This is a genomic window from Microbacterium sp. NPDC089698 (assembly GCF_044749045.1).
In the GTDB taxonomy this organism is placed as follows: Bacteria; Actinomycetota; Actinomycetes; order Actinomycetales; family Microbacteriaceae; genus Microbacterium.
The window spans coordinates 335,123-361,617 of record NZ_JBIVHE010000002.1 but is presented as its reverse complement, the minus strand read 5'-3'; the positions used below and the strand labels follow the sequence as shown (position 1 = coordinate 361,617).

Below are 26,495 nucleotides of genomic sequence, written 5' to 3'. Positions count from 1 at the left end.
TCGTCCCCGTCAGCGCACGCCATAGGCTCCGCTGACGGGGACGACCCGGAAAGGGGTACCCGCGTCTCAGCCGATCAGGCTGGGCTGCAGGTCGCGCAGCGTGCGCTTGTGGGTCATCCTCGTCACGCCGATCATCGCGATGAGCAGCGAGCCGACCATCCAGATCCCCAGCACGGCGAGGTCGGTCATCGCCCGGCCCACCTGGCCTCCGTACATGAGCTGGCGCATCGCGTCGACCACGTAGCCCATCGGCAGCACGTGGTGCAGCGCGGCGAGCGGGGCGGGCAGGGTCTGCCAGGGGAATGTGCCGCCCGCGGTCACGAGCTGCAGCACCATGAGCACGAGGCCCATGAACTGGCCCACGGATCCCAGCCATACGTTCAGCGCGAGGATGATCGCGGCGTAGGTCGCCGAGGCGAGCACCATGATCCCGAGCGCGCCCCAGCCGTTCTGGAAGGTGAACCCGAGCGCCCAGGCGAGCACGCCGAGCAGGCCCACCATCTGCAGGGCGCCGAACGCCGCGGGCGTGAGCCAGCCGGCGAGGGTGATCCGGATCGGCGAGTGCAGGGCCGTGACCGCGCGGCGCGAGATCGGCTTGATGATGAGGAACAGGGCGTAGATGCCGATCCACCCGGCCAGGGCGGCGAAGAACGGCGCGAGGCCCTGGCCGTAGTCCTTGGCCGCGGCGACCTTGTCACTCGACACGTCGACCGGGTTCGCGATCGTCTTCGCCTGCTGCTCGCGCAGCTCGGGGGTGGACGAGGGGATCGCGTCGACGCCCGACTTCAAGCCGTCGCGCAGGGTGCCGATGCCCGTGCTGAGCGTTCCGAGGCCGTCGTGCAGGCTCTTGGCGCCGTCGCGGGCGGTGGCCGCACCGGTGCTCAGGGTCGCGGCACCCGTCGCGGCGGTCTGCGCGCCGTTCGCCAGCTGCTGCGACTTGTCGGCGAGCGTGGCGCTGCCGGACGCGACCTGGGCGCTGCCGTCGGCGAGCTGGTCGATCTTGCCGACCGCGCCCTGCACGGTGTCGTTGCCGCTGCGCAGCTTGTCGCCGAGCGGATCCAGCTTCGCCAGGATCGCGTCGATGTCGGCCTGGGACATGCCGCGGGCCGCGAGGGCGGCGGCGATGTCGCTGCGCGCCTGAGGCAGCGCGTTCGTCGCCTGCTGCACCAGGGATCCGGCCTCATTCGCGTACTGTGCGATCTGCTGATTGCCGGCGCTCACCTGCTGCGCGCCGTTCGCGAGGGTGGCCGCGCCCGCGGCGAGCTGCTGCGAGCCGTCCGCGATCTGCGCGGTGCCGCCGGCGAGCTGCGCGGCGCCGTCGGCCAGCTGGGACGTGCCGTCGGCGAGCTGGCCGCTGCCCGAGACGGCGGTGTTCGCGCCGTCGTACAGCTGGGAGGCGCCGTCTGCCGCTTCTCCGAGCTTGCCGCGGACGTCGCTGAGCCCGGTGAGGAGCTTGTCCGCGGCCTCCTGGCCGACCATCTCGGCGACCGACCGGCGGATCTTCTCGACCGCGCCGGATCCGATCGAGGATGCGAGGTAGTTGTTGGCGTCGTTGGTCTCGAGCTCGATCCTCGCCTGGTGCGGGGTCGTGCCGGAGGCGGACAGCAGCGCCTCGGAGAACGTCTTCGGGATCGTCACCGTGAAGTCGACGTCGCCGTTCTTGAGGGCGGAACGCGCGGCGCCGGCGCTCATGCGGGTCCAGTCGAACGCCTTGCCCTCGACGAGGTTGTCGGCGACCTTCTCGCCGTAGTTCGTCGTGGTGCCGTTCGAGGTGGCTCCGGTGTCCTCGACGACGAGGCCGACGGGCACCTCGCTGAACTTGCCGTAGGGATCCTGGTTCGCCCACAGGTAGAGCCCGCCGTAGAGGATCGGCACGGCCATGAGGGCGATCAGGGCGATCACGGCCATGGGGCTCGCGGTCAGGCGGCGCAGTTCGGCGCCGATCATCGCGGGGATCTTCATCGCGCGGCTCCGTTCTCGGTCTCGGTGTCTTCGGGGGTGGGGGTGCCGGTGTCGGCGGTCGTGTCGTCGATCCCGGTGCTCGCCGCAGGGACGTCGTCCGGCACGGGGTCGTTGAGCGAAGACGCCGCAGGCGACTGAGACGAAACGCGGTGCTCATCCGGTTGCGGCGTTTCGTCTCGCTCCGCTCGCTCAACGTCCGGGGTGGGGGCGTCTTCATCGGGTTGCGGCGTTTCGTCTCGCTCCGCTCGCTCAACGACCTCGGAGGGGACCGGCTCCGGTTCGGGCTCCGGATCCGCATCCCGCACGGTCGTGGATCCGGTCACGTCGGCGAGCGGCCGCACCGGCACCGTGGCATTGGGCGGGTAGTCGGTCTGAAGCGCCTCGGGGAGCCGCTCGATGACGGCGGCCGCGGATCCGCCGACGATCACGAGCACCGCGAAGCCGCGCTCGGCGAACTCGGTGGCGATGCGCCACCAGCCCTCCGGGCGCCCGCCGTGACGGTCGGGGGAGACCAGCACGAAACCCTCCACGTCGTCGCGCAGCACGGCGAGCTCCGCCATGACGCGCACGCGCACGGACGGCTTGATCGTGCCGATCGGCTGCGCGGCGAGCTCGGCGAAGCCGATCTGCTCGAGCCAGCGCCGGGCATGCAGCGGGGTCGCGGGGAGGCCCGCGAACATGAGCTCCTCGCCGACGACCGCCGCGAGTGTGACGCCGGGGTGCGGATCGCTGACCTCCGGCGCGTCGACGAGCGCCATGCGGCGGCGCAGGTCGCGGTCGTTGCGCGCGCCGTCGATCGTGACCTCGCCCGTGTCGGGGCGCATGCGGCCGGTGGCGATGAGCCCCAGCACGGTGGGGCGCAGCTCGGTCTCGGCGAGCACGAACCGGGCGTGGCCCGTCTCGATCTCGAGCGAGGTCGTGGGCAGCGCGTGGCCCTTCTTGCCCTTGCTGACGTCGTGCACGGCGATCCTCATGCGCGGCCCTCCTCGGCGGGAATCGTGGCAAGCGTATCCGGCGCACCGGGCGCCGCGAGCTCGGGGTGCGCGGCGAGCAGCGTGTCGATCTCGCGCCAGCCGAGCCCCGCGATGCTGAGCACGGCGCGCACCGCGATGTCCCCCGCGACGGGGGAGGAGGCGTCGGTGCGGGTGACGACGGTGCGGGCGCTCTCCTCGATGAGGCGGGCGAGCGTCGGCGCGGTCAGGTCCTGGCGCAGTTCGCCGTCCTCCTGACCGCGGCGGACGAGCGCGGCGAGCACGCGTCGCAGGGGTGCGAGCGCCGCGGCGGTCTCCTCGACGTGCGCCTCGTCGAGCGCGATCGCCGCGGCCACCTGCACGTGCGCCGCCTCGCGCCACAGATCGGCGGTGAGCCGGGCCAGTGCGATGCGGCTGTCGGCGTCGTCGACCCGCTGTGCGACGGCGTTGAAGCGCGCCGCGCCCGCGGAGATGAGTGCGTGCACGAGCGCGGTGCGGTCGTCGAAGTGGCCGTACAGGGCGCGGCGGCTGAGACCGGCGGCGCGGGCGATCTGGTCGACGGACGCGTGCGGATCCACGGCCAGGGTCTGCGAGGCCGCGGCGAGGATGCCGGCCCGGTTCTCGGCGGCGTCCCTGCGCTGGCGGCGAGGTGCGGTGGTGTCTGTCACTGGATCAGTGTACGCCTAACCTGCACATGAGTGTGCAAGTTAGCTGAGTGCGGCGGATCCCCGTGGAGAGCGACGAGGCGCCCTCCACGGGGAGATGGCTGAGGTCAGCCCATCGCGTCGCGGACGAGGGCGGTGTCGACGAACTGCTCGAAGCGCACGATCAGTCCGCCTCGCACCACGAAGTGGTGGGCGACTCGCACGTTCAGATCCTTGCCGGTGGCGTTGTTGCGGGCGGTGTAGCGGGCCAGGACGACGACGTTCTCGCCGTCGACGACGTAGGTGTCGTCGTGCGCGGTCCAGCCGGTCCAGTCCCGTCCCAGCACCTCCATCACATTCGCGGTGACGCCGTCGGGCGTGCGATAGGTGCCGGCGAGCGGGAAGCTCGCCATCTCGGTCCACTCCACGTCGGGAGCGAGCGTTGCCCGCAGGGCCGCGAGATCGCCCGCGGCCGACGCGAGGTACTGCCGGCGAACGACGTCCGCGGGGTCGGCCGGCTCGTTCAGCCCCATGACATCTCTCCCTTCGCGACCTTGGTGCCGAGCGACGCGGCGATCTGCAACCCGGCTTCGGGGTACTCGGCGAGCAGTGTCTGCTCGGCCGTCGCAGCGTCGGCGGACGCGGCGATGACGTCCTCGAAGCGCTTCAGGTAGGCGCGGGTGTACTCGATCGCGGTGCGGTCGGTCGGCGCGTCCGCGACGCGGTGGCCGGCGACGACGAGGACCGGGTCCAGCGACTCGAGTGCGTCGAGCGCGCGGAGCCAGCGGCTGCGGGCTTCGGAGGTCGCGGTGTCGGCGGTCCACACATGCAGGCCCTCGAACAGCAGGATCCCGCCGAAGACCGCGCGCTGCGCGGCGTCGTAAACGAACCAGCGGCGATCACCGAGGTCGTCGCCGGCGCTGCGCAACTCGATGCTGCGATCGTCGATGGCGATCTCGCCGCCGTCGAAAGCGGTCAGCTCGACGAGGCGGGTGGGCAGGTTCGCACCCAGATGCGCCCAGGCCTGCAGCTTGCCCTCATAGCTGTGCCGGATGTGCGCGATCACGTCGCTCGGAGCGAGGAACCGGGCGTCAGGGAACGCGTCCGCGATGACCTCGGCGCCGAAGTAGAAGTCGGGGTCGCCGCCGGTCACGAGGACGGTGGTCAGAGTCTTGCCGGCGTCGAGGATCGCCGCGGTGATCCGGTGCCCATCCGCGCGAGTGAACCCCGCGTCGACGAGCACCGCCTCGGTGTCTCCCGTGACGAGCACGCTCGTCTTGTGCAGGGACGACGCCGGTGCGTCCAGGACGGTGATGGTGAGCTCGGTCATGTCGTTTCTCTGCGTAGCTTTCTCTTCGAGGGGGAAGGGGAATGGCGGTGAATGTCTGGGACCCGTCACTCCCTTTGCTGTAAAACTATGCTCATGGCGGGCGGAGAACACGGTCCAACTGGGACAGAACATGGTGAATTTCGGACATCGGGGGTGAGGCGGATCCCGTACAGTCCGGCGGATCCGCAGCGTTCGTCGATCGAGGTGACCACGATCGACCGGATCCGCACCCGTGCGGGCCTTGCCGAGTTCGCCGCACTGCAACGCCCCGATTTCGAGCTGCTGCTCGCGATCGACCGCGGCGAAAGCACGCACGAGGTCGATTTCGCCCGATACGCGCTCTCCGCCGGCGACGTCCTCTGGGTGCATCTCGGGCAGGTGCAGCTCTGGGGAGACATGCGGCGACTCGAAGGGGCCGTCGTCATGTTCAGCCCCATCGCGCTCCCCCCGGAGACCGTCGCGCTGCTCCGATCCCTCGGCGGGTTCTCCCGGAACCACTGGCCGGGCGCGGCGTCCGGGGGCGGGGCGTTCGCCGTCCTGCTCGCAGGTCTCACCGCACTCGCGACGCAACCTCCCGGCGCCCCGGCGATCGCCCCGCGGGCGTCGACCGACGCCGCGAGGCACACGCTCGCAGCGGTGTTGCTCGCCCTCGCCGGTACGACCTCGACGCGCGCCGTGCCGGAGGCGGAGCCGCCGGAGGCATTCCACTGGTTCTTCGACGAGGTCGAGCGCAGCTTCGCGGAGCATCGCACGACGGCCTGGTACGCGCGGCGCCTCGGCTATTCGGAGCGCACGCTCAACCGGCTCGCGCGGGCGCACGCGGGAATCAGCGCGAAGGGACTCATCGACCGTCGCGTGATCCTCGAGGCGAAACGTCTCCTGGCCCATGAACAGATCGCGGTCGCCGCGATCGCCGCACGGCTCGGCTTCGACGATGCCGCGAACTTCTCGAAGTACTTCCGGCATCGCACCGGAACCACCCCAGGAGCGTTCCGGGGTGGCGAACGCGAAGAGACGCGCGGTCCCTGAGGTGGGCGCTCAGGCCAGGAGCAGACGGAGCCCCTCGATCACCGCACCGGCGCCGGAGGAGGCGAGCGCCTGCGAGACCGCGGGCTGGGTGATGCCCTCGGCGGCGGCGAGCTCGCGCTGCATGACGCCCAGGCAGCGGCCGTACGTGAGCCGGCGGGTGCGGGCGCTCATGTCGGTGATGAGCTGGTCGCGGGTGAGCAGCGCGATGTTCGCCTGGCGGGCGAGGAGGTGCGTCGCCTCGTCCTCGGCGTCGTGCGCGACCACCCAGGTGCGCGCGCCCGGCACGGTGCGGCGCTGGAGGGCGTGGGTGCGCTCGATCGCGGCCCGCGCCGCCCACCACCCCGGCCCCTCCGGAAGTGCTCCCGAAGCGGTGGGTATCTCCTCGACAGGGCCGATGCCCACGCCGAAACGGCAGTCGATCCCCTCCGGCAGCGCGAGCCGCAGCAGGGTCAGCGCCGCGAGCGCGGTGTCGAGCGTGGGATAGAGGCCCTGCTGCTCGTCCCCCACGGTGGGCCGGAGCGGAGTCGTGGCGAGAGGTCTGTCGGCCTCGACGCGAGAGATCGCGTCATCGAGCGCGTGCTGGGCATCCGAGCGGTCGTCGAGGCTGCGGGAGCCGACGATGTCGAGGATCACGGCGATCATGGGCAAAAGCCTATCACTGATCTTTTATAAAGATAAGTTTTTTGCTTTTTGATTGGATCGATTCGTCGAGGGCTGATGCGCCCTGCGCGCTCAGTCCGTGCCGGCGTCGAATGCGGCACCCTCGCTCGCCGCGTCCACCGCGTCGGCCAGGGCCTCCTCGGTGCCGGCGAGGGCCGTGCCCTCGGCCGAGGCCGCGATCTCGGCGGACTCGCCCGCCGTCACACGGCCGACGAGCTCGCCCGTCGCACCGCCGACGAGGCCGAGGCCGGCGTACTGCTCGAGGCGTGCGCGGGAGTCGGCGATGTCGAGGTTGCGCATCGTGAGCTGGCCGATCCGGTCGACCGGGCCGAAGGCGGCGTCGCCGACGCGCTCCATGGACAGCTTCTCCGGGCCGTAGGAGAGGTTGGGGGAGACGGTGTCGAGGATCGTCCAGTCGTCGCCGCGGCGCAGGCGGATCGTGACGGTGCCCGAGATCGTGGATCCGACCCAGCGCTGGATCGATTCGCGCAGCATGAGCGACTGCGGCTCGAGCCAGCGGCCCTCGTACATCAGGCGGCCCAGGCGCCGGCCCTGCTCGTGGTAGGTCGCGAGGGTGTCCTCGTTGAGGATGCCGTTGACGAGGCGCTCGTAGGCGATGAAGAGCAGCGCCATGCCGGGGGCCTCGTAGATGCCGCGCGACTTCGCCTCGATGATGCGGTTCTCGATCTGGTCGCTCATGCCGAGGCCGTGCCGGCCGCCGATGCGGTTCGCCTCGAACACGAGCTCCACCGGATCCGTGAACTCGACGCCGTTGAGCGCGACGGGGCGGCCGCCGGCGAAGGTCACCGTGACGTCCTCGGCTTCGATCGCGACGGAGGGATCCCAGTACTTCACGCCCATGATCGGGTCGACGGTCTCGAGCGACACGTCCAGGTGCTCGAGGGTCTTCGCCTCGTGCGTGGCGCCCCAGATGTTGGCGTCGGTCGAGTAGGCCTTCTCGGCGGAGTCGCGGTACGGGAAGCCGTGCGCGACGAGCCACTCGCTCATCTCCTGGCGTCCGCCCAGTTCGGTCACGAAGTCGGCGTCGAGCCAGGGCTTGTAGATGCGCAGGCGCGGGTTGGCCAGCAGGCCGTAGCGGTAGAACCGCTCGATGTCGTTGCCCTTGTAGGTGGAGCCGTCGCCCCAGATGTCGACGCCGTCCTCCTTCATGGCGCGCACGAGCAGCGTGCCCGTGACGGCGCGGCCGATCGGCGTCGTGTTGAAGTAGGTCTTGCCGCCGGAGCGGATGTGGAACGCGCCGCAGGACAGGGCGACGAAGCCCTCCTCGACGAGCGCGGTCTTGCAGTCGATGAGGCGCGAGTCCTCGGCGCCGTACTCGAGCGCACGCCCCGGGATCGAGGCGATGTCGTCCTCGTCGGGCTGGCCGAGGTCGCCCGTGTACGTGTACGGGACAGCACCCTTGTCGCGCATCCACGCGACGGCCACGGAGGTGTCGAGACCTCCCGAGAAGGCGATGCCGACGCGCTCGCCGACGGGCAGGGACTGGAGGACCTTGGACATGGGATCCAGTCTATCGGCGGCGTTTCGCGGGTTTCGACGGGACGGAATGCCACTGGACCGGCACGCGGTCTGAATGCAGTCCGCGCCCCTCTGTCAGCTCCCGCGCTTGCGGGAGACCCAGATCACCCCGGCGCCGACGGCCAGGATCGCGACGGCGATCCCGACGATGTAGCCGGCGACGCCGAGGTACTCGCCGGGGACGAGGCGCGGATCCAGGAACGGGTAGGGGTACCAGCCGGTCTCGCCCGTGCGCGGGCTGATCACGAGGTTCGCCCGGACGAGCGTGTACACGGCCCACACGATGGGGAAGGCGGCGATGACGCCGAGCACGCCCCAGCCGAGGCAGCGCCGGCGCGGGGCGAGCAGCACGTCGGCGAGCAGGATGAGCGGCCCGATGACGTGCATCATCTCGTTGGCCCACGCGACCGTGGAGCCCTGCGGCAGCTCGATGCCGCGCAGCAGGGTGTTGTAGACGATGCCGGTGACGATCATGTAGGTCGAGGTGCACGCGAGCAGGATCGCGAGCCAGCGCGGCTCGACCGCGGGGGTTCCGCCGGTCGTGGACGACGCGGCGACGCGCAGCCCCCAGATCGCGGCGAGGATGAGCGCGATCGCGGACGACACATTCGACTCGATCGTGAAGAAGCTGAGGAAGTTCGCGACGACCGTCGGCACATGGGCGGCGTAGGGGGTGGTCGCCTGCAGCGCGATGCCCAGGGTCACGATGAGCTGGTTTACGACGGCGGCGAGGATCGCGATCGCTACGACCAGGCGCACGATCGACCACGTCCTCGTGCCGATCGCGAAGCGGGCGGGGCGGGTCAAGGTCTGCTCCGGCAGAGGCGTGTGCATTCCTCGAAGATATCGGCGCGCCCGTCCGAGCAGAAGATCGTGCCGGGACGGTCGGCGCATCCCCCGGGACTCAGGGGCGCCTCCGGGGTGGCGGGTGGTCGCGCCGGATGTGGGCGAACGGCGCCGCAGGTCGAGACGAAAGGCAGACGCGCCCGCGCCGCGCCCGTTCCTAGCATCGGAGCACCCCGGATCGGATCCGACCGCTCCGGGGCCCTGGTCCGTACGAGAGAAGGAGGCCGCATGTCGTTGACAGCTGCGACCGTGTCGATGCAGAACAACCTGGCCGGCGCGATCGAGAGGGGGAGGGAGCGGCTCAACGAGTCGCTGACGGTCCGTCAGGACGGTTTCTGGTGGATCATCGTGATCGCGATCGCCGTGGTGATCGCCCTGGGACTCTTCACGGCGTGGTTCATCTACTGCCGGAGCCAGGGCGGATGGCCGGCCGTGGACATGCCCGCGTGGCAGAAGGGCGGCACCTGGAAGATGTACTGCCACTCCTAGAAGGACGGCGCAGACCATGGGGACGGCGGTGCTGAGCGCGCAGGCGCTCACCAAGAGCTACGGGGCGAAGACGGTGCTCCAGGACGTCTCGCTCACGCTGCCGCCGGGACGCATCCACGGCGTGCTCGGACCGAACGGCTCGGGCAAGACCACCGCGCTCCACATCGTCGCCGGCCTCGTGCCGGCCAGCCGGGGGAGCGTCCGGATCGCCGGGGTCGACGTCGCGGACAAGAGGAGCCGGAGGGAACTGGGCTTCGCGCCGGACGACCTCCCGCTCCCCGGCGTGCTGACCGGGCGCGAATATCTCCGCCTCCACGATGCGCTGCGAGGCAGGGACGACGAGGGGCGCGCCCTCGCACTCGCCGAGGCGCTGGGGATCGATGCCGATCTCCCCTCCGCGGTCGCGGAGTACTCCCATGGGATGCAGCGCAAGCTGCAGCTCATCGCGGCCGTCATGCACGAGCCCTCCCTGCTCCTGCTCGACGAGCCGTTCCGCGGTCTCGACCCCGACGCGGCCGCGGCGGTGCGGCGCCTCCTCCTCGCCTATGCGCGAGGGGGACGCGCCGTGCTCGTCGCCACGCACGACATGATCCGCGCGGAACGCGACTGCGACGAGGTCACCATCATCGATCGCGGTCGGGTCGTCGCAGCCGGCCCACCGGCCCGGCTGATCGCGGACGCGCCGGCCTGCCACTCGCTCGAGGACCTCTTCCTGCACGTCACCGGCCGTCGGGACGATGCCGAACGGCGGGCGGAGCGGATCGCCACGATCTTCCCCTGACATCCACATCGAACGAAAGGGCCCCCATGACCGCGGGCATCCGATTCCTCCTGCACTGCCTCGCCGGCGGCACCATCGGCGTGTGCACCGTCTTCTTCGCCATCGTCGGAGCGCTGGTGATGGCCTTCTTCACCAGCGGCGACGTCGCCGTACCGGGGATCATCCGAATCTGGAGATCGAGGGAGAACGGCGCCGTGGCCCTGAACTTCGTGCCGGATGCGGTCGGCATGATCGTCGCGGCCGTCGCCATCGCGGTCGTGTACGTCCTCGTGCGGATGCTCGTCGGTCGCCGCACGCGTCGAGCGCGCGTCGCCGAGTGAGGGCGTCCGGGTGAACGGCCTCCGCCGCATCGGGGCGGTCGGCGCCGCCTCGCTGGTGCTGTGGACGAGGGAGGTCGCGCGCATCCTGGGGACCACCACACGCGCGGTGCGGATCGGGGCGTCGCTCGGCGGGGTCGTCGCCGCCCTCTTCGGACTCGCGCTCGCCGTGGTGGCAGGGCAGCAGCTGACCGCGGAGGTCCCCGCGGAGCTCCGGTCCTCGATGCTGCGCACGTCCTTCGCCGCGGCCGCGCTGACCGCCGGCCTGGTGGCGGTGGTGCTGTGCGTGTCGGCACCCGCCCGGACGGCGCTGCAGAACCTCCTGGATCTGCTTCCGGTCAGCCGCGCGGAGGCCAGGATCGGCCAGCTGGTTCCCGTGCTCGCCGCGGGGCTGCTGTACAGCGCCGCGCTCACGAGCACCTCGGTCGTGGTGATCGTCCGCACGAGTCCCGGCGCGGGCGGGATCGCGCTCGGGCTGGTCTCCTACGTGCTCCTTCTCTCGGCCGTGCTCCTGCTGACGGTCGGGCTCTTCGCGCTGCTGCAGACCGCGGGTCGTGCCGGGGTGCGGCTGCCGGCACCGTACGCCTCGACCTTCGCGGGCGCGCTCTCGCTCGCCGTGGTGCTCGCTGCGACCGTGCCGGACATCCTCGCGCCGCCGGCGGAGGTCGTGGCGGGATGGTCGCCCGCCGAGCTCCTGCCCGCGCGGATCTTCGCCCGGGCGGCGGTCTCCTTCGAGATCGGCGCCGCGGTCGCGGTCGCGGTCTGGATGCTGCTCGCCGCGCTCGTGCTCTGGGCCGGCTCCCGTCAGCGCGGCCCCGAGGGGGCTCGCGCCGGCACGCCGGTGCTGCGCGGTTCCCGGCCGCTCGCCAGGAACGCCTGGTGCGGGCGGCTGTGGGTCGAGCTCCTCGTCGCCGTCCGGAATCCGCAGTACCTCACCACGGCCCTGCTGCTTCCGCTGGGCGTGGTCGCGGTCGCCGCCCTCCGGCAGGCCCCGGCGGCCATGCTGATCGTGCCCGCGCTGGCCGGCGCCCTTCCCGTGCTGCCGTTCGTGCTGGCCGTGCAGTCGGTGGGGCGGACGATGGCGGTGCACTGGGTCCCGACGCTCTCCGCAGGGGCAAGGGCGCCGTGGCGGTGGCCGAAGGCGCTCGCCGCGGCGGCAGCGGGAGCCGGCCTCGCCGTGCCGGTGCTGATCGCCGTTCTGGCGATAGGGCTGATCCCGGTCTCGCAGCTGCCCGACGTCCTGCTGCGCTGCCTGCTGGGGCTCGTGGCCGCCCTGCTCTGCGGGGCCGTGATCCCGTACAGCGAGGAGCAGCCGCTCTCGGCCACCGTGGGCGGGTTCCTGCTCGCGCTGCTCTACATGTCCTCGACGCTCGTGATCGGCTGGGCGACCGGCGGCGCGGCGCCGGGGACCGATCGGCTGCTGATCCTGGCGGTCGCGATCGTCTTCGCCGGACTGTTCGCCGTGGTCGCAGGACGTCATGCCTCCCGCGAGCCCGGCCGTGCATAGGATCCGCCGGGTCCGCCGTCGGGGAGTCCGCCTCGTGGACGGGGACTTCGAGTGTCCGGAACTCGGACTGCGGCGGGAGGCCTCCTCGCCCGAGGCCGCCGCCTTCGGGCTGTGCAGCGACGAACTGCTCGTCTCCATCGGCACGAGAGCGTGGCGGGTGCCGCCGTGGTTCACGACCGGCGCGAAGCCGCTTCCGGCGGGAGTCTTCGCCGCGGCTCTCGCGAGTCTGGGGCACTTCGGCGCGGGGATGGGCCTGTTCCTCTGCGCGCTCGGCGGCGCTCTCGTGATCGGCGTCGCGACCGGATATCTGGGGCTGGCCGCGGTGGGGATCATGGGCCTCGTGCTGCTCGGCTCGGTCCTCGTGCACGAGGTCGGGCACGTCGTCGCCTATCGCCTCCTGATGGGTCGGCGCGCACCGGCGGTCATGGTCGTCCGCGGGGCGTCCTGCCGGCTCGTCCGCCTGACCGGCACGAGCGCGCGCGATGCCGTCGTCGTCGTCGCGGGGCCGATCGCCCCGGTGGTCGCGGCGCTGCCGCTGTGGGTGCTGTTCCCGGTCGCGCCGGTGCCGGTCCTCCTCGTCACGCTCGTCGCGCTCGGGCACGTCGTCGGACTCGTCCTCCCCGCGGGCGACGGGGCCGCGCTCCGCGAGCTCGCGGGCCGACGCGCCGCGCGCGCCGAGTGAGCACGGCGATCGAGCCGCGAGGCGGTTGTCCTCCGAAGAGGGGACAGGGGAGCCGCAACATATCGGACGGCACACGCTACATTGAGGCGGGGGGTATTAGTGACCGGTGTCCAGAAACAAGGGGATCCGTCCGTGAGCGTGTTCTCGGACGGGCGGGCGGCGTCGCCGCACGTGACGATCGTGTCCGCGGACACCCTGCTCGCCGCGGCGCTCTCGACCCTCCTCGGCGAGAAGGGCGTGCTCGACGTCTCCGCGGCGAAGTCGTTCGAGGAGATCCCTCCTGGAGTCCCGGATCGGCCGTCCGCGGTCGTCTACGACCTCTCCGGCTCCGGCTCGGGGCCGTTCGATCCCGGCCCGATCGCCGCGTTCACCGCGCGAGGGCGGAAGGCCCCGGTCGTCGTGCTCACGACGAGCGAGAGGTTCGAGGTCGTGCCCGCACTCCTGGAGGCCGGCGTTCGGGGGATCGTGGGACGGGACGCGGATGCGGACGAGTTCGTCGCGGCCGTCACCGAGGTCGCCGGCGGACGCGTCTTCCTGTCGCGCGGGATGATGGATCTGCTCTTCGCGCACGTCGCCCGCTGCCCGGTCGACCGGGCAGCCGCGCACCTGCACGACACGGAATCGCTCGCACCGCGCGAGCGCGACATCGTCCGGCTGCTGAGCACGGGGATGACCAACCGCGAGATCGCGGCGGCGCTGCACGTGTCCGAGGGGACGGTGAAGACCCACCTCGGCCGGGTCATGGTCAAGTGGAGCGTGCGCGACCGGCTCCAGGTGGTCCTGCGGGCGATCGGCCGGCTGCACGTCACGCCCGCTGACCTCCCCGACGGCGATCCCGCGGATCCGCGACCCGTCGGCGAGGCGCCGTCTGCGGTTCAGGGGTAGCGGGTCAGCGCCTTGCTGAAATCGTCGACCTTCTTCTCGCTCAGCATGTAGCGCCCGACGACTGTGAGCCGCAGACCCTCCAGAGGTTCGCCTGTGCGCTGGGACGTCTGCTCCCGCGAGGTGCGGTACTCGCCGGTCGTGTCGTTCGCGAGGTCGGTGATGTCGGCGTAGAACCAGCCCGGATCGGGCTGGTCGTCGCTGAACCACTCCCAGTCCACCTGCGACTCGGGGGTGGCGCCCCCGTACATCTTCGAGATCATCGCGGGATCCACTCCGCTGCTCGGGTCGTTGAACGCGACCATGCTCCGCCAGCCGTGCTGCGCGATGACCGACTCGACGGTCTGCATGACCTCGAGCTTGTGCGCATAGCCGGTCACCGGGGTCGTCGTGGCCCAGGTGTCGGAGGTGAAGCGCACCAGCATCGACTCGCCGCCGTAGCCGTTGCGCTCCGGGCGCTCCTGCGCGTCGGCGGACTTCACCCACTGCAGGCCGTATGCGGCGGTCAGGCGCGCGCGCACATCCGCCATGGTCTCGTCGGCCAGCAGCTGCAGCTGCTCGAGGGACTGCTGGTGCAGGTACTGGTTCGGATCCTGGCCCTTGACCCCGGGGTAGGCCTCCCAGAGCTTCTGCTTGTCGGTCTTGTGCCCGTCGTAGGATCCGGTCGCGGCGACGCGGATCGCGCTCAGCGCGCCCATCGTGCCGACGTTCAGGACGAGGGCGATCGTGAGCGCGACGGCGCCCAGCACGCGTCCGGCCTTGGTCGCCAGCGCGGCGATCACGACGCCCAGCACCACGAGCTGCAGCACGAGCATGGTCGCCCCGAAGAACGCGTCGGCGGCGCCGATCGCGAGCAGGATCACCATGAGCACCGCGAAGGCGATCGCGGCGCACAGGGCGATCCAGCCGAGCGGGCTCCTCCTGGTCGGGAGCGGGGCGTTCTCGCCGGGTCGCCGGGTGGCGTCTCGGTCGTCGGCGGCCGGTCCCTGGGCCTCTCGCAGGGCGCTCGGCGGCCCCGACGGGGCGACCGAGGGCGCGAGCGGGACCGCGGAGCCGAGCAGGGCGCGCCGCGCGCCGCGGTATCCGCCGGGCGGTGGCACGGGCGGTGCTCCGGCGGAATCCGACACGTACCGGGGTGGGTCGTTGCGCTCTACCATGGCTTGTCCGTCCCGCTGCTGCCGCCCCCCTGGTCGCCCTTCTGGTTCTGCTGGCGGTCCTGCTCGCCCTGCTGCAGCTTCTGCTGCAGCTCGTCGAGCTTGCCCTGATCGGGCTTCGGCTGCGGGCTCTGCGGATCCTGCTGCGGCGGGTCGGGGTTCTGCTGCTGTTGCTGCTGGTCTTGCCGCTTCTGCTGCAGGCGATCCTGCTGGTCCTTGTTCGACTGGCTCATGTCCCGTTGCGGATCCGGCGACTGCTCCTGCGCCTGAGCGCTGTCACACTCCTTCGGCCGGTCCGCGTTCACCTGCAGGGCCTGGGCGTAGAACTCGAGCGCGGTGGCGTGCTGCTGCGCGTCGGCGGCCGCATCGCCCTCGCGCTCGAGCACCAGGGCGAGGTTGAAGCGCACGGCGCAGACCTCGAGCCCGTGCGCGAGCTTCAGCGACTCCTCGAACTTCTTCTGCCCTGCCGCGAGCTCTCCGGACTCGGCGAGACCCACGCCCTGGTCGAACGGGGCCTTGTACGGCTCGAACCAGTTCGCCGGGTTCAGGCCCTCGGCAGCGCTCACGGATCCGGTGTAGTCGCCCGCGACGTACGAGACGATCGACTGGTACGCGAAGGCGTACAGGCTCACGACCTTGCCGACGAAGAGCGCGGCGACGAGCAGCAGCGGCAGCGAGCCCCACGCGATCCACCGGCGCACGATACGGCGGCGCCGGTTCGCGGCGAGCAGCGCGTGCGCGGCGGCGTCCTCGCTCGATGACCCGAGGCGGGGGTCGTCGATGACCGTCATGAGTCACCTCCCGGCGAGGCCGGCCGCACCGAGAGTCCGCGCATCCGCACGATCAGCATCGTCGCGCGGGCGATCTCGGTGCACAGCAGCGCGACGATCACGAGCGCCACGATCCAGCTCAGATCGGTGGGCTGCGTGAGCGGGTCGTCCTCGCGGTACGCCGTGGTCGAGGTCGGTGCGGGAGGCAGCGTGAGCTTCGCGCCGGCCGTGCGGTGCTCGTAGGTCACGCCGAGCTCCGTCGCGATCCGCTGCAGGTTCTTCTCGTCGATGCGGCTGAGGGCGTCGGAGCCCTGGTACTGGATGTACTGTCCGGCGCCCGCAGAACCGGTCCCCGAGCCCGTCGAAGGGCCGACCGCGCCGGTCGTCTCCCGCATCGGTCCGCCCTCGTCGGTGCCGTAGCCGAGGACCCCGCCCCCGGAGAGCAGCTTCTTCGCGCTGTCGAACGGCTCGGGCTCGGTCGAGACCGTCTGCTCGCCGTCGCCCAGGTAGAACACCATCCGCGCCCGATCCGGCGAGGCCTTCTGCGCGTTCTGCAGGGTCTGCGTGAGCAGCGTGTTCGCGATGCCGATCGAGCTGCCCTTGGACTGCCGGGTCACCTCGGGCTGCAGCACCTCGACGGCCGAGACGAGCGCACCCGTGTCGGTGGTGAGCGGGAGCCGCAGGACCGCGTTCGCGTCGAAGGTGATGAGCGCGAACCTCGCCCCGGGGTAGGCCTCGGCGATGCGGCGCACGTCCTCCCGGACGCCGGTCATGCGCTGATCGGCGGCACCGCCCTTCGTCGAGCCGCCTGTGTTCCAGTCCTCGGCGACCATGCTCGCGGTGGTGTCGATCGCGATCACGACGTCGGTGGCGGAGGCGAGGGTGCGCACGTGCCCTCCCGGCACGCCGGGGCGGAGGAGCAGCACGCCGCACGCGAGCACGAGCACGACGCGCAGCGCCCAGATCACGGGTCCGGCGCCGGCCCGTGCGGACGGGCCGCGGCGGGTCGCGCTCACGAGCATCCAGACCGCCGCGCCCAGCACGGGCAGCACGAGCAGCATCACCAGCAGTGGTGCCAGGACGGGTTGAAGGATCACAGGCGCACCCTCCACAGCAGCACGACGAATCCGAGCGCGATCACGATCAGCGCCGCGATCCACAGCTGCGGCACGTCGGCCCAGATCACGGTCGCCTGCCCCTTGAGCTGGGTCGCCTCCTGCTTCTGCACCTGGGCGATGATGTCGCCGACCGTCGTGGTCGCGCGCAGCGCGTAGGCCTTCCCGCCCGTCGCCGCGGCCGCATCGGCGAGGGTCTTGCTGTCCGGCTGGTCGATGCCGTCGACCGGGTTGATCGTGTAGAGCCGGATCTTCTTCGAGGCCGCGTAATCGGCGGCCTCCTGCAGCGTGACGATCGGGGATCCGTTCAGCTCGTTGTCGGTCGCGAGGATGATCGAGCGGGCGCGCTGCTGGTCGGCGTGATCGAAGCGCAGGGCGCAGGAGGCGAGGCCGTCCCCGATGAGCGACGCACCGACCCCGTTCATCGTGCCGACCCACTGCTCGGGGACGTCGGTCGAGTAGTCGAGGCCCTTCATGAGGCTGCGCAGGTGCTCCTGGACGAAGGCGTAGTCATCGGTCAGCGGGAAGACCTGCACGGCGGAGCTGTTGAAGATCGTGAGTCCGACGCGCTCGCCCTTGAAGCCGTCGGCGAGCTTGTCGAAGATCGACACGATCTCCTTGTCGACATCGGTCATGGATCCGGAGACGTCCAGGCACAGCATGATGTCGCGGTTCGTGGACACGGGCTGGATCGTCTTCTGAGCGATCGGACGCGCCGCCACCACGCCTCCCAGCACGGCTGCGAGCACGCCGAGGGCGACGATGCCCGCCAGCGCCGCCTGGCGTCGGCGCACCGCGCGCTGGAACGCCGGCAGCGAGCGGATCCGTTCGGCGCGCGCGATCGGGGCGCCGCTCGTCGCCGATCCGGAGCCCCGGCGGCGCAGGCCGAGCAGCACGCCGAGCACGATCGCGACGAGCACGGCGCCCACGACGGCGAGCAGGATCCAGATGCCGGCTAGTACCACGTCGTCACCACCGTCCGGGCGGCGTCGGCGCCGACGAGCGGGTCGACCGGGGCGCTGCGCCGGAAGATGCTCGGGTAGTAGTTGCGGCCGATCGCGTCGATGAGCGCGGGGTGCACGCCCATGCGCACGAGGTCGTCGAGCGCGAGCACCGGAGCCTCGATGCCGCTGTACTCGTTCACGAAGCCGCGCACCGCGCGGCTGAGGTCGAGGTTGGCGCGGCGGGCGTCGGTGAGGCCGGCGCGGTAGTCCGCCTCGATCTGCGCGATCGTGCCGAGGTACTCCTCGCGCAGCACGGTCGCGACGTCCATGGTGAGACCCGGCACCGGGGCGGGCGCGGCGGCGAGGGGGATCGCGCGGCGCGGCCGGGTCAGCACGACGAGCCAGGCGAGTGCGGCGATCAGGGCGAGCACCCCGATCGCGAGGAGGATCCAGCCCCAGCCGTACTGGGCGGGCGGGTACAGCTCATCCACGCCGGACATGCGACCTCGCATCCAGCATCCGCAGGAGGTCGCCGACCGCCTCGTCCTGCTCGGCGAGGGGGGTGTGCGTGATCTCCAGCCGGCGCAGCAGCGCCTCGGTGTGCGCGATGTCGGCCGCGTCGGCCGCATGCAGCTCGGCGGCGAGTTCAGGATCGCCCTGCAGGAACTCGGGGATCGCCCAGCGCGTGGCGACGTCGCGGCGGGCGCGCTGCGGATCGGTCCCTGAGCCCGATGAAGGGCCCGGCCGGGAGTCCAGCACGGGTTCGGCGTCGCGCAGCGTGATCCACAGCACGTCGTGCTGCACGCGCAGGCGGCGCAGCAGCCGCTCGGTCTCGTCGGTGACGGGGGCGTCGTCGGTGACCACGACGACGATCATGCGTCGCGCGATCGTGCGCGCGATGTACGACAGCAGGGCGTCGCGGTCGCTCGGGGCGGAGGCGGCGTCGACCGCGCGATCGATCGTGCGCAGGGTGTGCTCGAGCGCGGCCTCGCTGCGCCCGATCTCGCGCCGGCGGACGCCGCGGGAATCACCGTTGATCAGGCAGAAGTCGTCGCCGTGCCGCAGCGCGAGCAGCCCCAGCACGCCGACCGCGAGGAGTGCCAGATCCTTCTTCGGCTTCTCATCGTGCGCGAGGGCGGTCATCGCGAGACCGGTGTCGACCGCGAACAGCACCGTGTGCATGCGGGTCGCGAGCGAGCGCTTCACCACGGGGGAGCCGAGCCGGGCGGTGGCCTTCCAGTCGATGTCGCGGATCTGGTCGCCGTACTCGTAGGCGCGCAGGTCGTCGAAGTCGAGGCTGTGCCCGCGCAGCAGCGACGCGTAGGCGCCGTCGAGCGCGTGCGTCGACTTGCGCGTCGAGTCGATGAAGAGCTTGCCCTTCACCGGCGTCAGCAGGCTGGCCATGTGTCCTCCGATCCTGAGCCTGTCGAGGGTCAGGGGGTCGGCACGGCGCCGAACACGGCGTCGATGACGTCTTCGCTGCGCACGTTCTCCGCCTCGGCCTCGAACGTCAGCAGCACGCGGTGGCGGAGCACGAGGTGGCGGAGGTTCCGCACGTCCTCGGGGATCACGTAGGAGCGGCCGGCGAGCAGGGCGAGCGCGCGCGAGGCCTGCAGGAACGCGATGGATCCGCGCGGGCTGGATCCGTACTTGATGTAGCCGCCGAGCGTCTCCCCGATGTACGGCACCGGATTCCGGGTGACGTACACGAGCGAGACGATGTAGTTGCGGATCGCGGGGTCGACGTAGACGCGCGAGGAGATGTCCTGCAGCTGCTCGACGTCGGCGAGCGAGATCGTCGTGCCGGCGTGCCGGTCGGGATCCAGCGCGCCGGAATCGATGCGCGCGAGCACCTCGAGCTCGTCGGCCGGACTCGGATACTCGACGATCTCCTTGAGCAGGAAGCGGTCCATCTGCGCTTCGGGCAGCTCGTAGGTGCCCTCCTGCTCGATCGGGTTCTGCGTCGCGATCACGAGGAAGGGGCGCGGCACCCGGTGGATCTCGCCGCCGATCGTGGTCTGCCGCTCCTGCATCGCCTCGAGCATCGCGGACTGGGTCTTCGCGCTCGAGCGGTTGATCTCGTCGAGCAGCACGAAGTTGGCGTGCACGGGGCCGAGCACGGTGCGGAACGTGCCGCTCGCGGCGTCGTAGATCTGCGTGCCGGTGATGTCGCTCGGCAGCAGGTCGGGCGTGCACTGGATGCGCTTGAAGTCGGCCTTGACCGTGTCGGCGAGGGTGCTCGCGGCCGTGGTCTTCGCGAGACCGGGAACCGACTCGAGCAGGATGTGCCCGCCGGCCATGAGGGCGAGCAGCAGGCTCGTGCGCAGTCGCTCCTGTCCGACCATGCGGGCGGAGTACGCCTGCGACACGGTGTCGAGGATCTGCCGGGCGCGCGCCATCTCCGCCTCGGTCGGGGCGGGCTTGGCGTCGGCGGGCGCCACCTGGGTCGTGGGCGCCGCGCTCCCTGAACCTGCCGAAGGGGCTGTCACGGGCGGAGCGCTCGCCGCAGGGGCCTGCACGACGAGCTGCTCACGGCGAAGGCTCGGCGCGGGCGGCATCGGCGGCGCGGGCGGCATCGCGGGCGGCGGAGTGACGATGCCCGCCGGCGGAGGCGGGGTCTGCGCGGTGAAGGCGGCGGCGTCGTTGTTCTGGCTCACGTGCGGATCCCCCTGCAGCTCTGGTGCCGCGCGATCCTGCCGCGCGCGACCCTGCCAGCGTAACCGCCGAGGCTGACCGCGCGACGCGGATCGGATGGGGAGGACTGCCCATCGGCGGAGAGAGACCCCGTACGGTGGAACCGACCACCCGCCGATCGTGGAGAGGATCCCGTATGGCCGATCCGGGCCTGCAGTCCGCAGCGCACCCCGGGCTGCGTCGCCTCGGGATCCTGCCGCTGCGCGTCGTGCCGGGGCGCGGCAACCTCGCGATCTGGACGTTCGCGATCATCTGCGCGCTCGCGCAGCTCGCGGTCGCGGCGTCGCTGGGCGTCACGATCTATCGCATCCCGCTCGCCGCGGCGCTCATCCTGTCGCTCGTCCAGGCGGCGGCCATCGTGCTCGCCCTGTTCGCGCCGGTCTGGGCGACCCTGCTCGCGCTGATCGCCGGCAACGCGCTGTCCGGTCTCGCCCAGGCCGGCCCCGACCGGCCGTGGCCGATCGCCGCCTCGACGATCGTCGCGTACACCCTGGTCTGGATCGGCGTCTCGCTGCGGGCGCGCTGGTGGCTGCCGGTCGCCGGCTGGTCGTTCAGCGTGCTCTCGGCGGTCATGGTCGCCGTGGACGCGCCCACCCGGGCCGATGACGGGCTCGTGATCGCCGACCTCATCGTGTTCGCCGCGGTCACGCTCGGCGCCGTGCTCGTCGGCATCGGCATCCGCAACTGGTCCCTGCTGCGCGCGCAGCTGCGTGCGGAGCGCGCCGCCACCGCAGCGGAGCTCGCTCGCAGGGAGGCCGTGCAGGACAAGGCGCGCATCGCCCGCGAACTGCACGACGTCGTCGCGCACGGCATGTCGGCGATCCAGGTCCGCGCGGCGAGTGCGCGCTATCGGATGCCGGATCTGCCCGCGGATGCGGCGGCCGAGTTCGACGAGGTCGCCGCGACCGCGCGGTCGGCGATGAAGGAGATGCGCGTGATCCTCGGGCTGCTCCGCGATGAGGAGGGCGAGGCCGACCATGCCCCGCAGCCGGGGCTCGACGACCTTCCCGCGCTCCTCGCCCGGGCGAACGACCTCGCGCCGGTGACGGAGACCGGATCCTGGCAGCTCACGGCCGACGAGCAGAGCAACCCGCTGCTGGGGCTCACCGCCTACCGCGTCGTGCAGGAGGGGCTGAGCAACGTCGCCCGGCACGCTCCGGGCGCGGCGACCGAGATCGCCTGGACCGAGACGCCTGCGGAGCGGGGGATCCGGATCCGCAACGCCCCTCCGACCAGGGCGATCGCTCCGCGCGCGGACGGCGGCGGGCACGGGCTGCGCGGCATGCGCGAGCGCGTCGAGGCGATGGGCGGCACGGTGGCGGCCGCGGTCACGGGCGATGGCGGATACGTGCTGCAGGTGCGCATCCCCCGGGAGGAGCGGGAATGACGACGGTGCTGATCGTGGACGACCAGGCGATGCTGCGGGCCGGCTTCGCCGCGATCCTGCAGTCGCAGGACGGGCTGGACGTGATCGGGCAGGCCTCCGACGGGAGCGAGGGCGTCGACGAGGCGCGCCGGTTGCGCCCCGACGTCGTGCTCATGGATGTGCGCATGCCGAATCTCGACGGCATCGAGGCGACGCGCCGCATCATCGCCGCCGCCGAGCGCGATGGCCGCACTCCGCCCGCGGTGCTGGTGCTGACCACGTTCGATGCCGACGAGTACGTGCACGAGGCGCTGCAGGCGGGCGCCAGCGGATTCCTGCTCAAGGACGCGCTGCCCGAGGAGCTGGTGCAGGCGGTGCGGGTCGTGGCGGCCGGCGACGCCCTGCTCGCACCGCGCATCACCCGGCGGCTGCTGGAGCGCTTCGCGGAGAGCCGTCCGCGCTCGAACAGCGCGGAGCTGCGGCTGAAGGGCCTGACCGAGCGGGAGCACGAGATCCTCGTGCTGATCGGTCGGGGCCTCTCGAACCGCGAGATCGCCTCCGAGCTGTTCCTCGCCGAGCAGACCGTCAAGACGCACGTGAGCAGGATCTTCTCCAAGCTCGGGCTGCGCGACAGGGTGCAGGCCGTGATCCTCGCCTACGACGCCGGGCTGGTCGCCCCCGCGGGCTGAGCCGGCTCAGGCCGTCTGCGAGACGGCGACGCCGAACACCGACAGGCCCACGGCGAGGATCACGACCACGATCAGGGCCCACACCACCAGGATCAGGCTCGAGATGATCACGCCTGTCACGGCCATGCCGCGCCCGGCCGGCTCCTTCCTCAGCCCGGCGATGCCCAGGATCAGCGCCGCGATGGGGACGAGGAAGGTGAACCCGAACAGGATCGAGACGAGCGCGAGCACCATCGAGGCGATGCTCATCCCCTTGGGCTCCGGCACCGCGAGATACGTCGGCATCGGATAGTACGCCGGCCCGTTCGCCGGACGCTGGGTCATCGGATACGGTGGCCCCGACTGCGGGTCCTGCGGATAGGTCATGTCTTCCCCCTGGTCTGATCGGGGCGAGGCGCCCCCTTACCTTCCTAGCGCAGCCCGGCCGACGGCGCCGCCCCGATCGTCGTGATACCGCGGTAGGGGGTGGATCCGGCACCGCAGCGGGACGCGGAGGGCATGACCCGACGGCGACCGTAGGGGCATGGCACTCCTCACCCCCGTCCTCGCTCCCGCGCCGGCGCTTCCCGCGCCCCCCGTCGCCCCCGGTTCCGCCCCGGCGAAGACCGCCCGCGACACCGCTGTCGACGGCGTGCGGGCGATCCTGCTGGGCGTCGTGGTGCTCCTGCACTCGCTCATGGTCGGAGTGAGCGTCGCCGCCGACGGATCCCCGGTCCTGCGCAACGCGATGGAGGGCTGGGACGGATTCGCCCCGCTCACCTGGGTGCTGCAGATCATGCCGCTGTTCTTCGTGCTCGGGGGCTTCGCGTCGTACACGCAGTGGACGCGGCAGAGGGCGCGTGGTGCGACGACCGGCGAGTACGTGGCCGCGCGGATGCGGCGGCTGCTGATCCCCGCATCCGGTGCGATCCTGGCGACCGCCGTGCTGCTGGCCGGTCTCGTGATCGCCGGGGTGCCGGCCGACGTGGTCGCCACCGCCGGATTCCGGATCAGCCAGCCCCTCTGGTTCCTCGGCGTGTACCTGGGCTGCTCGGCGCTCGTGCCGTTCATGGTGCGGATGCACGAGCGTCACAGGATCCTCACCGTCGCCGCGCTGGCCGCGGGGGTCGTCGCGGTCGACATCGTGCGCGGGGCGACCGGCCTCACCGCGATCGGGCTGGTGAACATGGCGTTCGTGTGGCTGCTGCTGCAGCAGATCGGCTTCGCGGTCGCGGACGGATCCCTCGACCGCGTGCGCCGAGGACCGCTGCTCGCGACCGCGGGCGCCGCGATCGCCGTGGCGGGCGTGCTGATCCTCACCGGCGCCGCGCCGGCCGACCTCATCACGGCGCTCAACCCGCCGATGGCGATCCTCGTGGTGGCCGGCATCGCGCAGACCGCGCTGTTCCTCCTCCTGCGCCCGCGGCTGCGCACCTGGGCCGCAGGGCCGCGGACGGCGGCCGCGGTGGGATGGATCAACGCCAGGGCGATGACGATCTACTCCTGGCACATGCTCGTGGTGGTCGCGCTCGCCGGGGCGCTCCTGCTCTCGCCGCTGTCCCTGCCGGTGCCGCTCAGCGCCGGATGGTGGGCGAGCCGCCCGCTCTGGTTCGCGGCCGTGCTGATCGCGGTGGCGCTCGTCGTCGCCCGCGTGGGCCGGCGCGAGGCCGCCCGCGAGCCCAGGGCGATCCCGGTCGGCACGGGGCGCGCGACCGTTTCCGCGCTGCTCGGTGTGGCCGGCGTCGTCACGATCCTCGTCGCGGGATCCGCGCCCTCCGGCTGGGTGCTCGGTGCGGCTCTGATCCTCGCGGCCGTGCGGCTGGCAGGCGGGAGCCTCCGGGCCGGCTGATCGGACGTGGCGGGCATGGGGCCGGGGCGGGGCGATCCGCACCGGCCGCTCCGATGACACGATGACAGCTTCCGTTCTTCCCGTGGATACCGGTATACCGCTACGTTCGCAGTGTCGTATCCGGATCGAGGGGGTTCGCATGGAGAGCATGTCGGCGGTGGCGAGAGCGGGGCGCAGGCGCCGGGGCGGGGGACGTCGGGGCCTCAGCATCCAGTCGAAGCTGCTGATCATGCTGCTCGGCGTGAGCCTGGTCTCGGCGCTGATCATCGGCGCGATCGGGTTCGTGAACGGTCGCAACTCCCTGCACGCGAGTTCGATCGACCAGCTCACCACGATCCGTGAGATGCGGACCCACGAGATGACGGTCGCGCTCGACGACGTCAAGCGCACCGCGGCGCTGAACTCGCGCAACCTCAGCGCGCAGAACATGTCCAAGGCGCTCAACGCGGGCTTCGACGAGCTGCAGAGTCAGGCGCTGCCCGCAGACCAGGCCACGGCGCTCGACGGCTTCTACGCAGACCATTTCATCCCCGAACTCGAGAAGAGGACCGGGGACCACTACGGAGCGGGTGCGTTCGTGCCCGAATCCGCCGCGGGCAAGTGGGTGCAGGCGCACTACACGGCGCGGAACACGACGCTCGACGACGCCGGCTACGCGAAGGCGCTGACGACCGACGACGGCGGCGACGGCACGACCTACTCCGCGGCAGCGGTCCGCTACGGCGACTACTTCTCCCGGCTCGTGAATCAGGCCGGCTACGAAGACGTGCTGCTGCTCAACCTCAGCGGCGACGTGGTCTACTCCGCATACAAGGGGCCCGAGCTCGGCAGCAACATCGACACCGGCCCGCTCCGCGACTCCAAGCTCGCCGACGCGTATCGCGAGGCGATCGCGACGAACTCGGTCGACACCGTCGTGCTCACCGATTTCGAGCGCTGGGTGCCGTCCATGGGCACCCCGAACATGTGGATCGTCTCGCCGATCGGCAACGACACGGGCATCACCGGCGCGCTCGCGATCCAGCTCCCGCTCTCGTTCGTGAACGACGTGATGACGGGCAGCAACGGCTGGAAGGGCCAGGGCCTCGGGACCACGGGCGAGGTCTACCTCGTCGGGCGGGACGGTCTCATGCGCAGCATCTCGCGCGAAGTCGTCGAGCATCCGAAGCAGTACGTGCAGACCGTCGTCGATCACGGCACGCCTCCCGCGGCCGCGAAGCGGGCCGCGGAGGTCGCCGGCACCGTCCTGATCCAGCCGATCACGGGCGACGCGGTGAGCAGAGCGCAGAGCGGCAAGAGCGGCACGCTGGAGGGATCCGACTACGTCAGCGGGTCGAGCGTGGTCAGCTACGGCCCGCTCGACGTGGACGGCCTGGACTGGGTCGTCATCGCGCGCATCGACTCGAGCGAGGCGTTCGCGCCGGTGGACGACTTCACGCGGATCGTGCTGATCTCGCTGCTCGGGATCATGCTCGCGGTCGCCCTCCTCTCGCTCGTGCTCGCCCAGGTGTTCACGCGGCCGATCAACCGCCTCGTCACCGCGGTGCACCAGGTCGCCGAGGGCGACCTGGACGTGCAGGTCCCGGCCGGATCCCGGGACGAGTTCGGCGATCTCGGCAGCGCGTTCAACGACATGGCGTCGAGCCTGCGGATCAAGCAGCAGCTGATCGACGACCAGCGCGAGGAGAACGAGCGTCTCATGCATACGCTCATGCCGCAGAGCGTCGCGGAGCGGTACAAACAGGGTGATGAGGCGATCACCGAGGCGCACGACAACGTCTCGGTCGTGTTCGCCGAGCTCATCGGCTTCGACGACCACAGCAGGAGCCTCACGGCCGAGGAGGAGATCGCGCAGCTCAACATGCTCATGCGCGGCTTCGACGAGGCCGCCGAGCGGGCGGGGGTGGAGAAGGTGCGCACGCTGCACGGCGGTTACCTGGCCTCCTCCGGACTGATCGTCCCCCGGGTCGACAACGTGCGCCGGGCGGTCGAGTTCGCCCGCAGTCTGCGCGAGGTGCTGGAGAGGTTCAACGCCCAGTACGGCACCGGGATCGGACTGCGCGCCGGCGTGGACACCGGCGCCGTGACGAGCGGCCTGGTCGCGCGCACGAGCCTCGCCTACGACCTGTGGGGCGACGCCGTGAACCTCGCCTACCGGGTGCGCTCGGTGAGCGGCGATCCCGGCATCTACGTGAGCCAGGAGGTGCGCGACCGCACCGCGGAGCTCGTGGACTACATCGAGGCGGGGACCGTCGAAGTGCGCGGCAAGGCCGAGACCGTGTGGAAGGTGGCCTGA

The 26,495-nt window shown here is 71.4% G+C and carries 27 protein-coding genes; 11 read left to right on the top strand and 16 right to left on the bottom strand.

All coding sequences use genetic code 11. The annotated features are described in order from the left end of the window. Nucleotides 1–66: 66 nt before the first annotated feature. The 5 genes from ACIPY5_RS08790 to ACIPY5_RS08770 form a co-directional block, all read right to left on the bottom strand. Nucleotides 67–1,962, bottom strand: coding sequence for a YhgE/Pip family protein (locus ACIPY5_RS08790; RefSeq protein WP_400969326.1), 1,896 nt, complete (start codon nucleotides 1,960–1,962; stop codon nucleotides 67–69). Next, nucleotides 1,959–2,936 carry a hypothetical protein gene (locus tag ACIPY5_RS08785; protein WP_400969323.1) on the bottom strand — a complete coding sequence of 326 codons (978 nt, stop codon included), beginning with the start codon at nucleotides 2,934–2,936 and terminating at the stop codon, nucleotides 1,959–1,961. Before ACIPY5_RS08785 ends, ACIPY5_RS08790 begins: the two co-directional genes overlap by 4 nt. Further along, nucleotides 2,933–3,601 carry a TetR family transcriptional regulator gene (locus ACIPY5_RS08780; protein WP_309341421.1) on the bottom strand — a complete coding sequence of 223 codons (669 nt, stop codon included), beginning with the start codon at nucleotides 3,599–3,601 and terminating at the stop codon, nucleotides 2,933–2,935. Before ACIPY5_RS08780 ends, ACIPY5_RS08785 begins: the two co-directional genes overlap by 4 nt. Before the next feature lie 104 nt (nucleotides 3,602–3,705). Further along, nucleotides 3,706–4,110, bottom strand: coding sequence for a nuclear transport factor 2 family protein (locus tag ACIPY5_RS08775; RefSeq protein ID WP_400969320.1), 405 nt, complete (start codon nucleotides 4,108–4,110; stop codon nucleotides 3,706–3,708). After that, entirely contained in the window at nucleotides 4,101–4,907 is an 807-nt protein-coding gene (locus tag ACIPY5_RS08770) for an MBL fold metallo-hydrolase (RefSeq protein WP_400969317.1), read from the bottom strand. Before ACIPY5_RS08770 ends, ACIPY5_RS08775 begins: the two co-directional genes overlap by 10 nt. Before the next feature lie 153 nt (nucleotides 4,908–5,060). On the opposite strand from ACIPY5_RS08770, the gene ACIPY5_RS08765 reads away from it, so the two are divergent. Then, nucleotides 5,061–5,936, top strand: a complete 876-nt coding sequence (locus ACIPY5_RS08765; RefSeq protein WP_400969315.1) for a helix-turn-helix transcriptional regulator — start codon at nucleotides 5,061–5,063, stop codon at nucleotides 5,934–5,936. 9 nt (nucleotides 5,937–5,945) lie between these two features. Here the strand turns inward: ACIPY5_RS08765 and ACIPY5_RS08760 are convergent, their stop codons facing one another. From ACIPY5_RS08760 to ACIPY5_RS08750, 3 genes are all read right to left on the bottom strand, one after another. Beyond that, nucleotides 5,946–6,578 carry a SatD family protein gene (locus ACIPY5_RS08760; RefSeq protein WP_309341429.1) on the bottom strand — a complete coding sequence of 211 codons (633 nt, stop codon included), beginning with the start codon at nucleotides 6,576–6,578 and terminating at the stop codon, nucleotides 5,946–5,948. A gap of 90 nt (nucleotides 6,579–6,668) precedes the next feature. Next, a complete protein-coding gene (gene argG, locus ACIPY5_RS08755) occupies nucleotides 6,669–8,117 on the bottom strand; it encodes an argininosuccinate synthase (RefSeq protein WP_309341430.1) in 1,449 nt (482 codons plus the stop codon). 93 nt (nucleotides 8,118–8,210) lie between these two features. Beyond that, nucleotides 8,211–8,969: a Pr6Pr family membrane protein gene (locus ACIPY5_RS08750; RefSeq protein WP_400969312.1), complete on the bottom strand. Its 759-nt coding sequence runs from the start codon at nucleotides 8,967–8,969 to the stop codon at nucleotides 8,211–8,213. Between the two features lie 240 nt (nucleotides 8,970–9,209). Between ACIPY5_RS08750 and ACIPY5_RS08745 the strand changes: the two genes are divergently transcribed. From ACIPY5_RS08745 to ACIPY5_RS08720, 6 genes are all read left to right on the top strand, one after another. Next, on the top strand, nucleotides 9,210–9,470 hold the full coding sequence (locus ACIPY5_RS08745; RefSeq protein ID WP_309341432.1) for a hypothetical protein: 261 nt from the start codon (nucleotides 9,210–9,212) through the stop codon (nucleotides 9,468–9,470). A gap of 16 nt (nucleotides 9,471–9,486) precedes the next feature. Further along, a complete protein-coding gene (locus tag ACIPY5_RS08740) occupies nucleotides 9,487–10,251 on the top strand; it encodes an ABC transporter ATP-binding protein (protein WP_400969309.1) in 765 nt (254 codons plus the stop codon). A 26-nt stretch (nucleotides 10,252–10,277) separates the two neighbouring features. Further along, nucleotides 10,278–10,571, top strand: coding sequence for a hypothetical protein (locus tag ACIPY5_RS08735; RefSeq protein WP_400969307.1), 294 nt, complete (start codon nucleotides 10,278–10,280; stop codon nucleotides 10,569–10,571). A 10-nt stretch (nucleotides 10,572–10,581) separates the two neighbouring features. After that, the gene (locus tag ACIPY5_RS08730; RefSeq protein ID WP_400969304.1) at nucleotides 10,582–12,075 is read left to right on the top strand and encodes a hypothetical protein; all 1,494 of its coding nucleotides are present in this window, start codon (nucleotides 10,582–10,584) and stop codon (nucleotides 12,073–12,075) included. Between the two features lie 34 nt (nucleotides 12,076–12,109). Beyond that, nucleotides 12,110–12,757 (top strand): hypothetical protein, encoded by a 648-nt coding sequence (locus tag ACIPY5_RS08725; protein ID WP_400969301.1) that lies wholly within the window; start codon nucleotides 12,110–12,112, stop codon nucleotides 12,755–12,757. Nucleotides 12,758–12,889: 132 nt separating this feature from the next. Continuing rightward, nucleotides 12,890–13,642, top strand: a complete 753-nt coding sequence (locus tag ACIPY5_RS08720; protein ID WP_400969298.1) for a LuxR C-terminal-related transcriptional regulator — start codon at nucleotides 12,890–12,892, stop codon at nucleotides 13,640–13,642. Here the strand turns inward: ACIPY5_RS08720 and ACIPY5_RS08715 are convergent. Genes ACIPY5_RS08715 through ACIPY5_RS08685 form a run of 7 tightly spaced genes read right to left on the bottom strand, consistent with a single transcriptional unit; the run spans nucleotide 13,633 to nucleotide 20,021 of the window. After that, the gene (locus ACIPY5_RS08715; RefSeq protein ID WP_400969295.1) at nucleotides 13,633–14,796 is read right to left on the bottom strand and encodes a hypothetical protein; all 1,164 of its coding nucleotides are present in this window, start codon (nucleotides 14,794–14,796) and stop codon (nucleotides 13,633–13,635) included. The two genes, ACIPY5_RS08720 and ACIPY5_RS08715, sit on opposite strands and share 10 nt — an antisense overlap. Beyond that, nucleotides 14,790–15,584 carry a hypothetical protein gene (locus ACIPY5_RS08710; protein ID WP_400969292.1) on the bottom strand — a complete coding sequence of 265 codons (795 nt, stop codon included), beginning with the start codon at nucleotides 15,582–15,584 and terminating at the stop codon, nucleotides 14,790–14,792. The genes ACIPY5_RS08715 and ACIPY5_RS08710 overlap by 7 nt, the downstream gene beginning before the upstream one ends. After that, on the bottom strand, nucleotides 15,581–16,660 hold the full coding sequence (locus tag ACIPY5_RS08705; RefSeq protein ID WP_400969289.1) for a VWA domain-containing protein: 1,080 nt from the start codon (nucleotides 16,658–16,660) through the stop codon (nucleotides 15,581–15,583). The genes ACIPY5_RS08710 and ACIPY5_RS08705 overlap by 4 nt, the downstream gene beginning before the upstream one ends. Beyond that, nucleotides 16,657–17,643, bottom strand: a complete 987-nt coding sequence (locus tag ACIPY5_RS08700; protein ID WP_400969287.1) for a VWA domain-containing protein — start codon at nucleotides 17,641–17,643, stop codon at nucleotides 16,657–16,659. The genes ACIPY5_RS08705 and ACIPY5_RS08700 overlap by 4 nt, the downstream gene beginning before the upstream one ends. Further along, entirely contained in the window at nucleotides 17,634–18,122 is a 489-nt protein-coding gene (locus ACIPY5_RS08695) for a hypothetical protein (RefSeq protein WP_400969284.1), read from the bottom strand. Before ACIPY5_RS08695 ends, ACIPY5_RS08700 begins: the two co-directional genes overlap by 10 nt. Continuing rightward, the gene (locus ACIPY5_RS08690) at nucleotides 18,106–19,026 is read right to left on the bottom strand and encodes a DUF58 domain-containing protein (RefSeq protein WP_400969281.1); all 921 of its coding nucleotides are present in this window, start codon (nucleotides 19,024–19,026) and stop codon (nucleotides 18,106–18,108) included. The genes ACIPY5_RS08695 and ACIPY5_RS08690 overlap by 17 nt, the downstream gene beginning before the upstream one ends. 29 nt (nucleotides 19,027–19,055) lie before the next feature. Continuing rightward, complete coding sequence (locus ACIPY5_RS08685; RefSeq protein WP_400969887.1) at nucleotides 19,056–20,021, bottom strand: AAA family ATPase; 966 nt, start codon at nucleotides 20,019–20,021, stop codon at nucleotides 19,056–19,058. Nucleotides 20,022–20,452: 431 nt separating this feature from the next. Here ACIPY5_RS08685 and ACIPY5_RS08680 point away from each other — a divergent pair, with 431 nt between their 5' ends. Then, complete coding sequence (locus ACIPY5_RS08680; RefSeq protein WP_400969278.1) at nucleotides 20,453–21,703, top strand: histidine kinase; 1,251 nt, start codon at nucleotides 20,453–20,455, stop codon at nucleotides 21,701–21,703. Next, entirely contained in the window at nucleotides 21,700–22,371 is a 672-nt protein-coding gene (locus ACIPY5_RS08675) for a response regulator transcription factor (RefSeq protein WP_309337995.1), read from the top strand. The genes ACIPY5_RS08680 and ACIPY5_RS08675 overlap by 4 nt, the downstream gene beginning before the upstream one ends. Nucleotides 22,372–22,377: 6 nt before the next feature. Here the strand turns inward: ACIPY5_RS08675 and ACIPY5_RS08670 are convergent, their stop codons facing one another. After that, nucleotides 22,378–22,737 carry a DUF4190 domain-containing protein gene (locus ACIPY5_RS08670; RefSeq protein WP_400969273.1) on the bottom strand — a complete coding sequence of 120 codons (360 nt, stop codon included), beginning with the start codon at nucleotides 22,735–22,737 and terminating at the stop codon, nucleotides 22,378–22,380. A gap of 157 nt (nucleotides 22,738–22,894) precedes the next feature. Between ACIPY5_RS08670 and ACIPY5_RS08665 the strand changes: the two genes are divergently transcribed. Next, nucleotides 22,895–24,199, top strand: coding sequence for an acyltransferase (locus ACIPY5_RS08665; RefSeq protein WP_400969271.1), 1,305 nt, complete (start codon nucleotides 22,895–22,897; stop codon nucleotides 24,197–24,199). Nucleotides 24,200–24,338: 139 nt separating this feature from the next. Beyond that, a complete protein-coding gene (locus ACIPY5_RS08660) occupies nucleotides 24,339–26,495 on the top strand; it encodes an adenylate/guanylate cyclase domain-containing protein (protein WP_400969268.1) in 2,157 nt (718 codons plus the stop codon).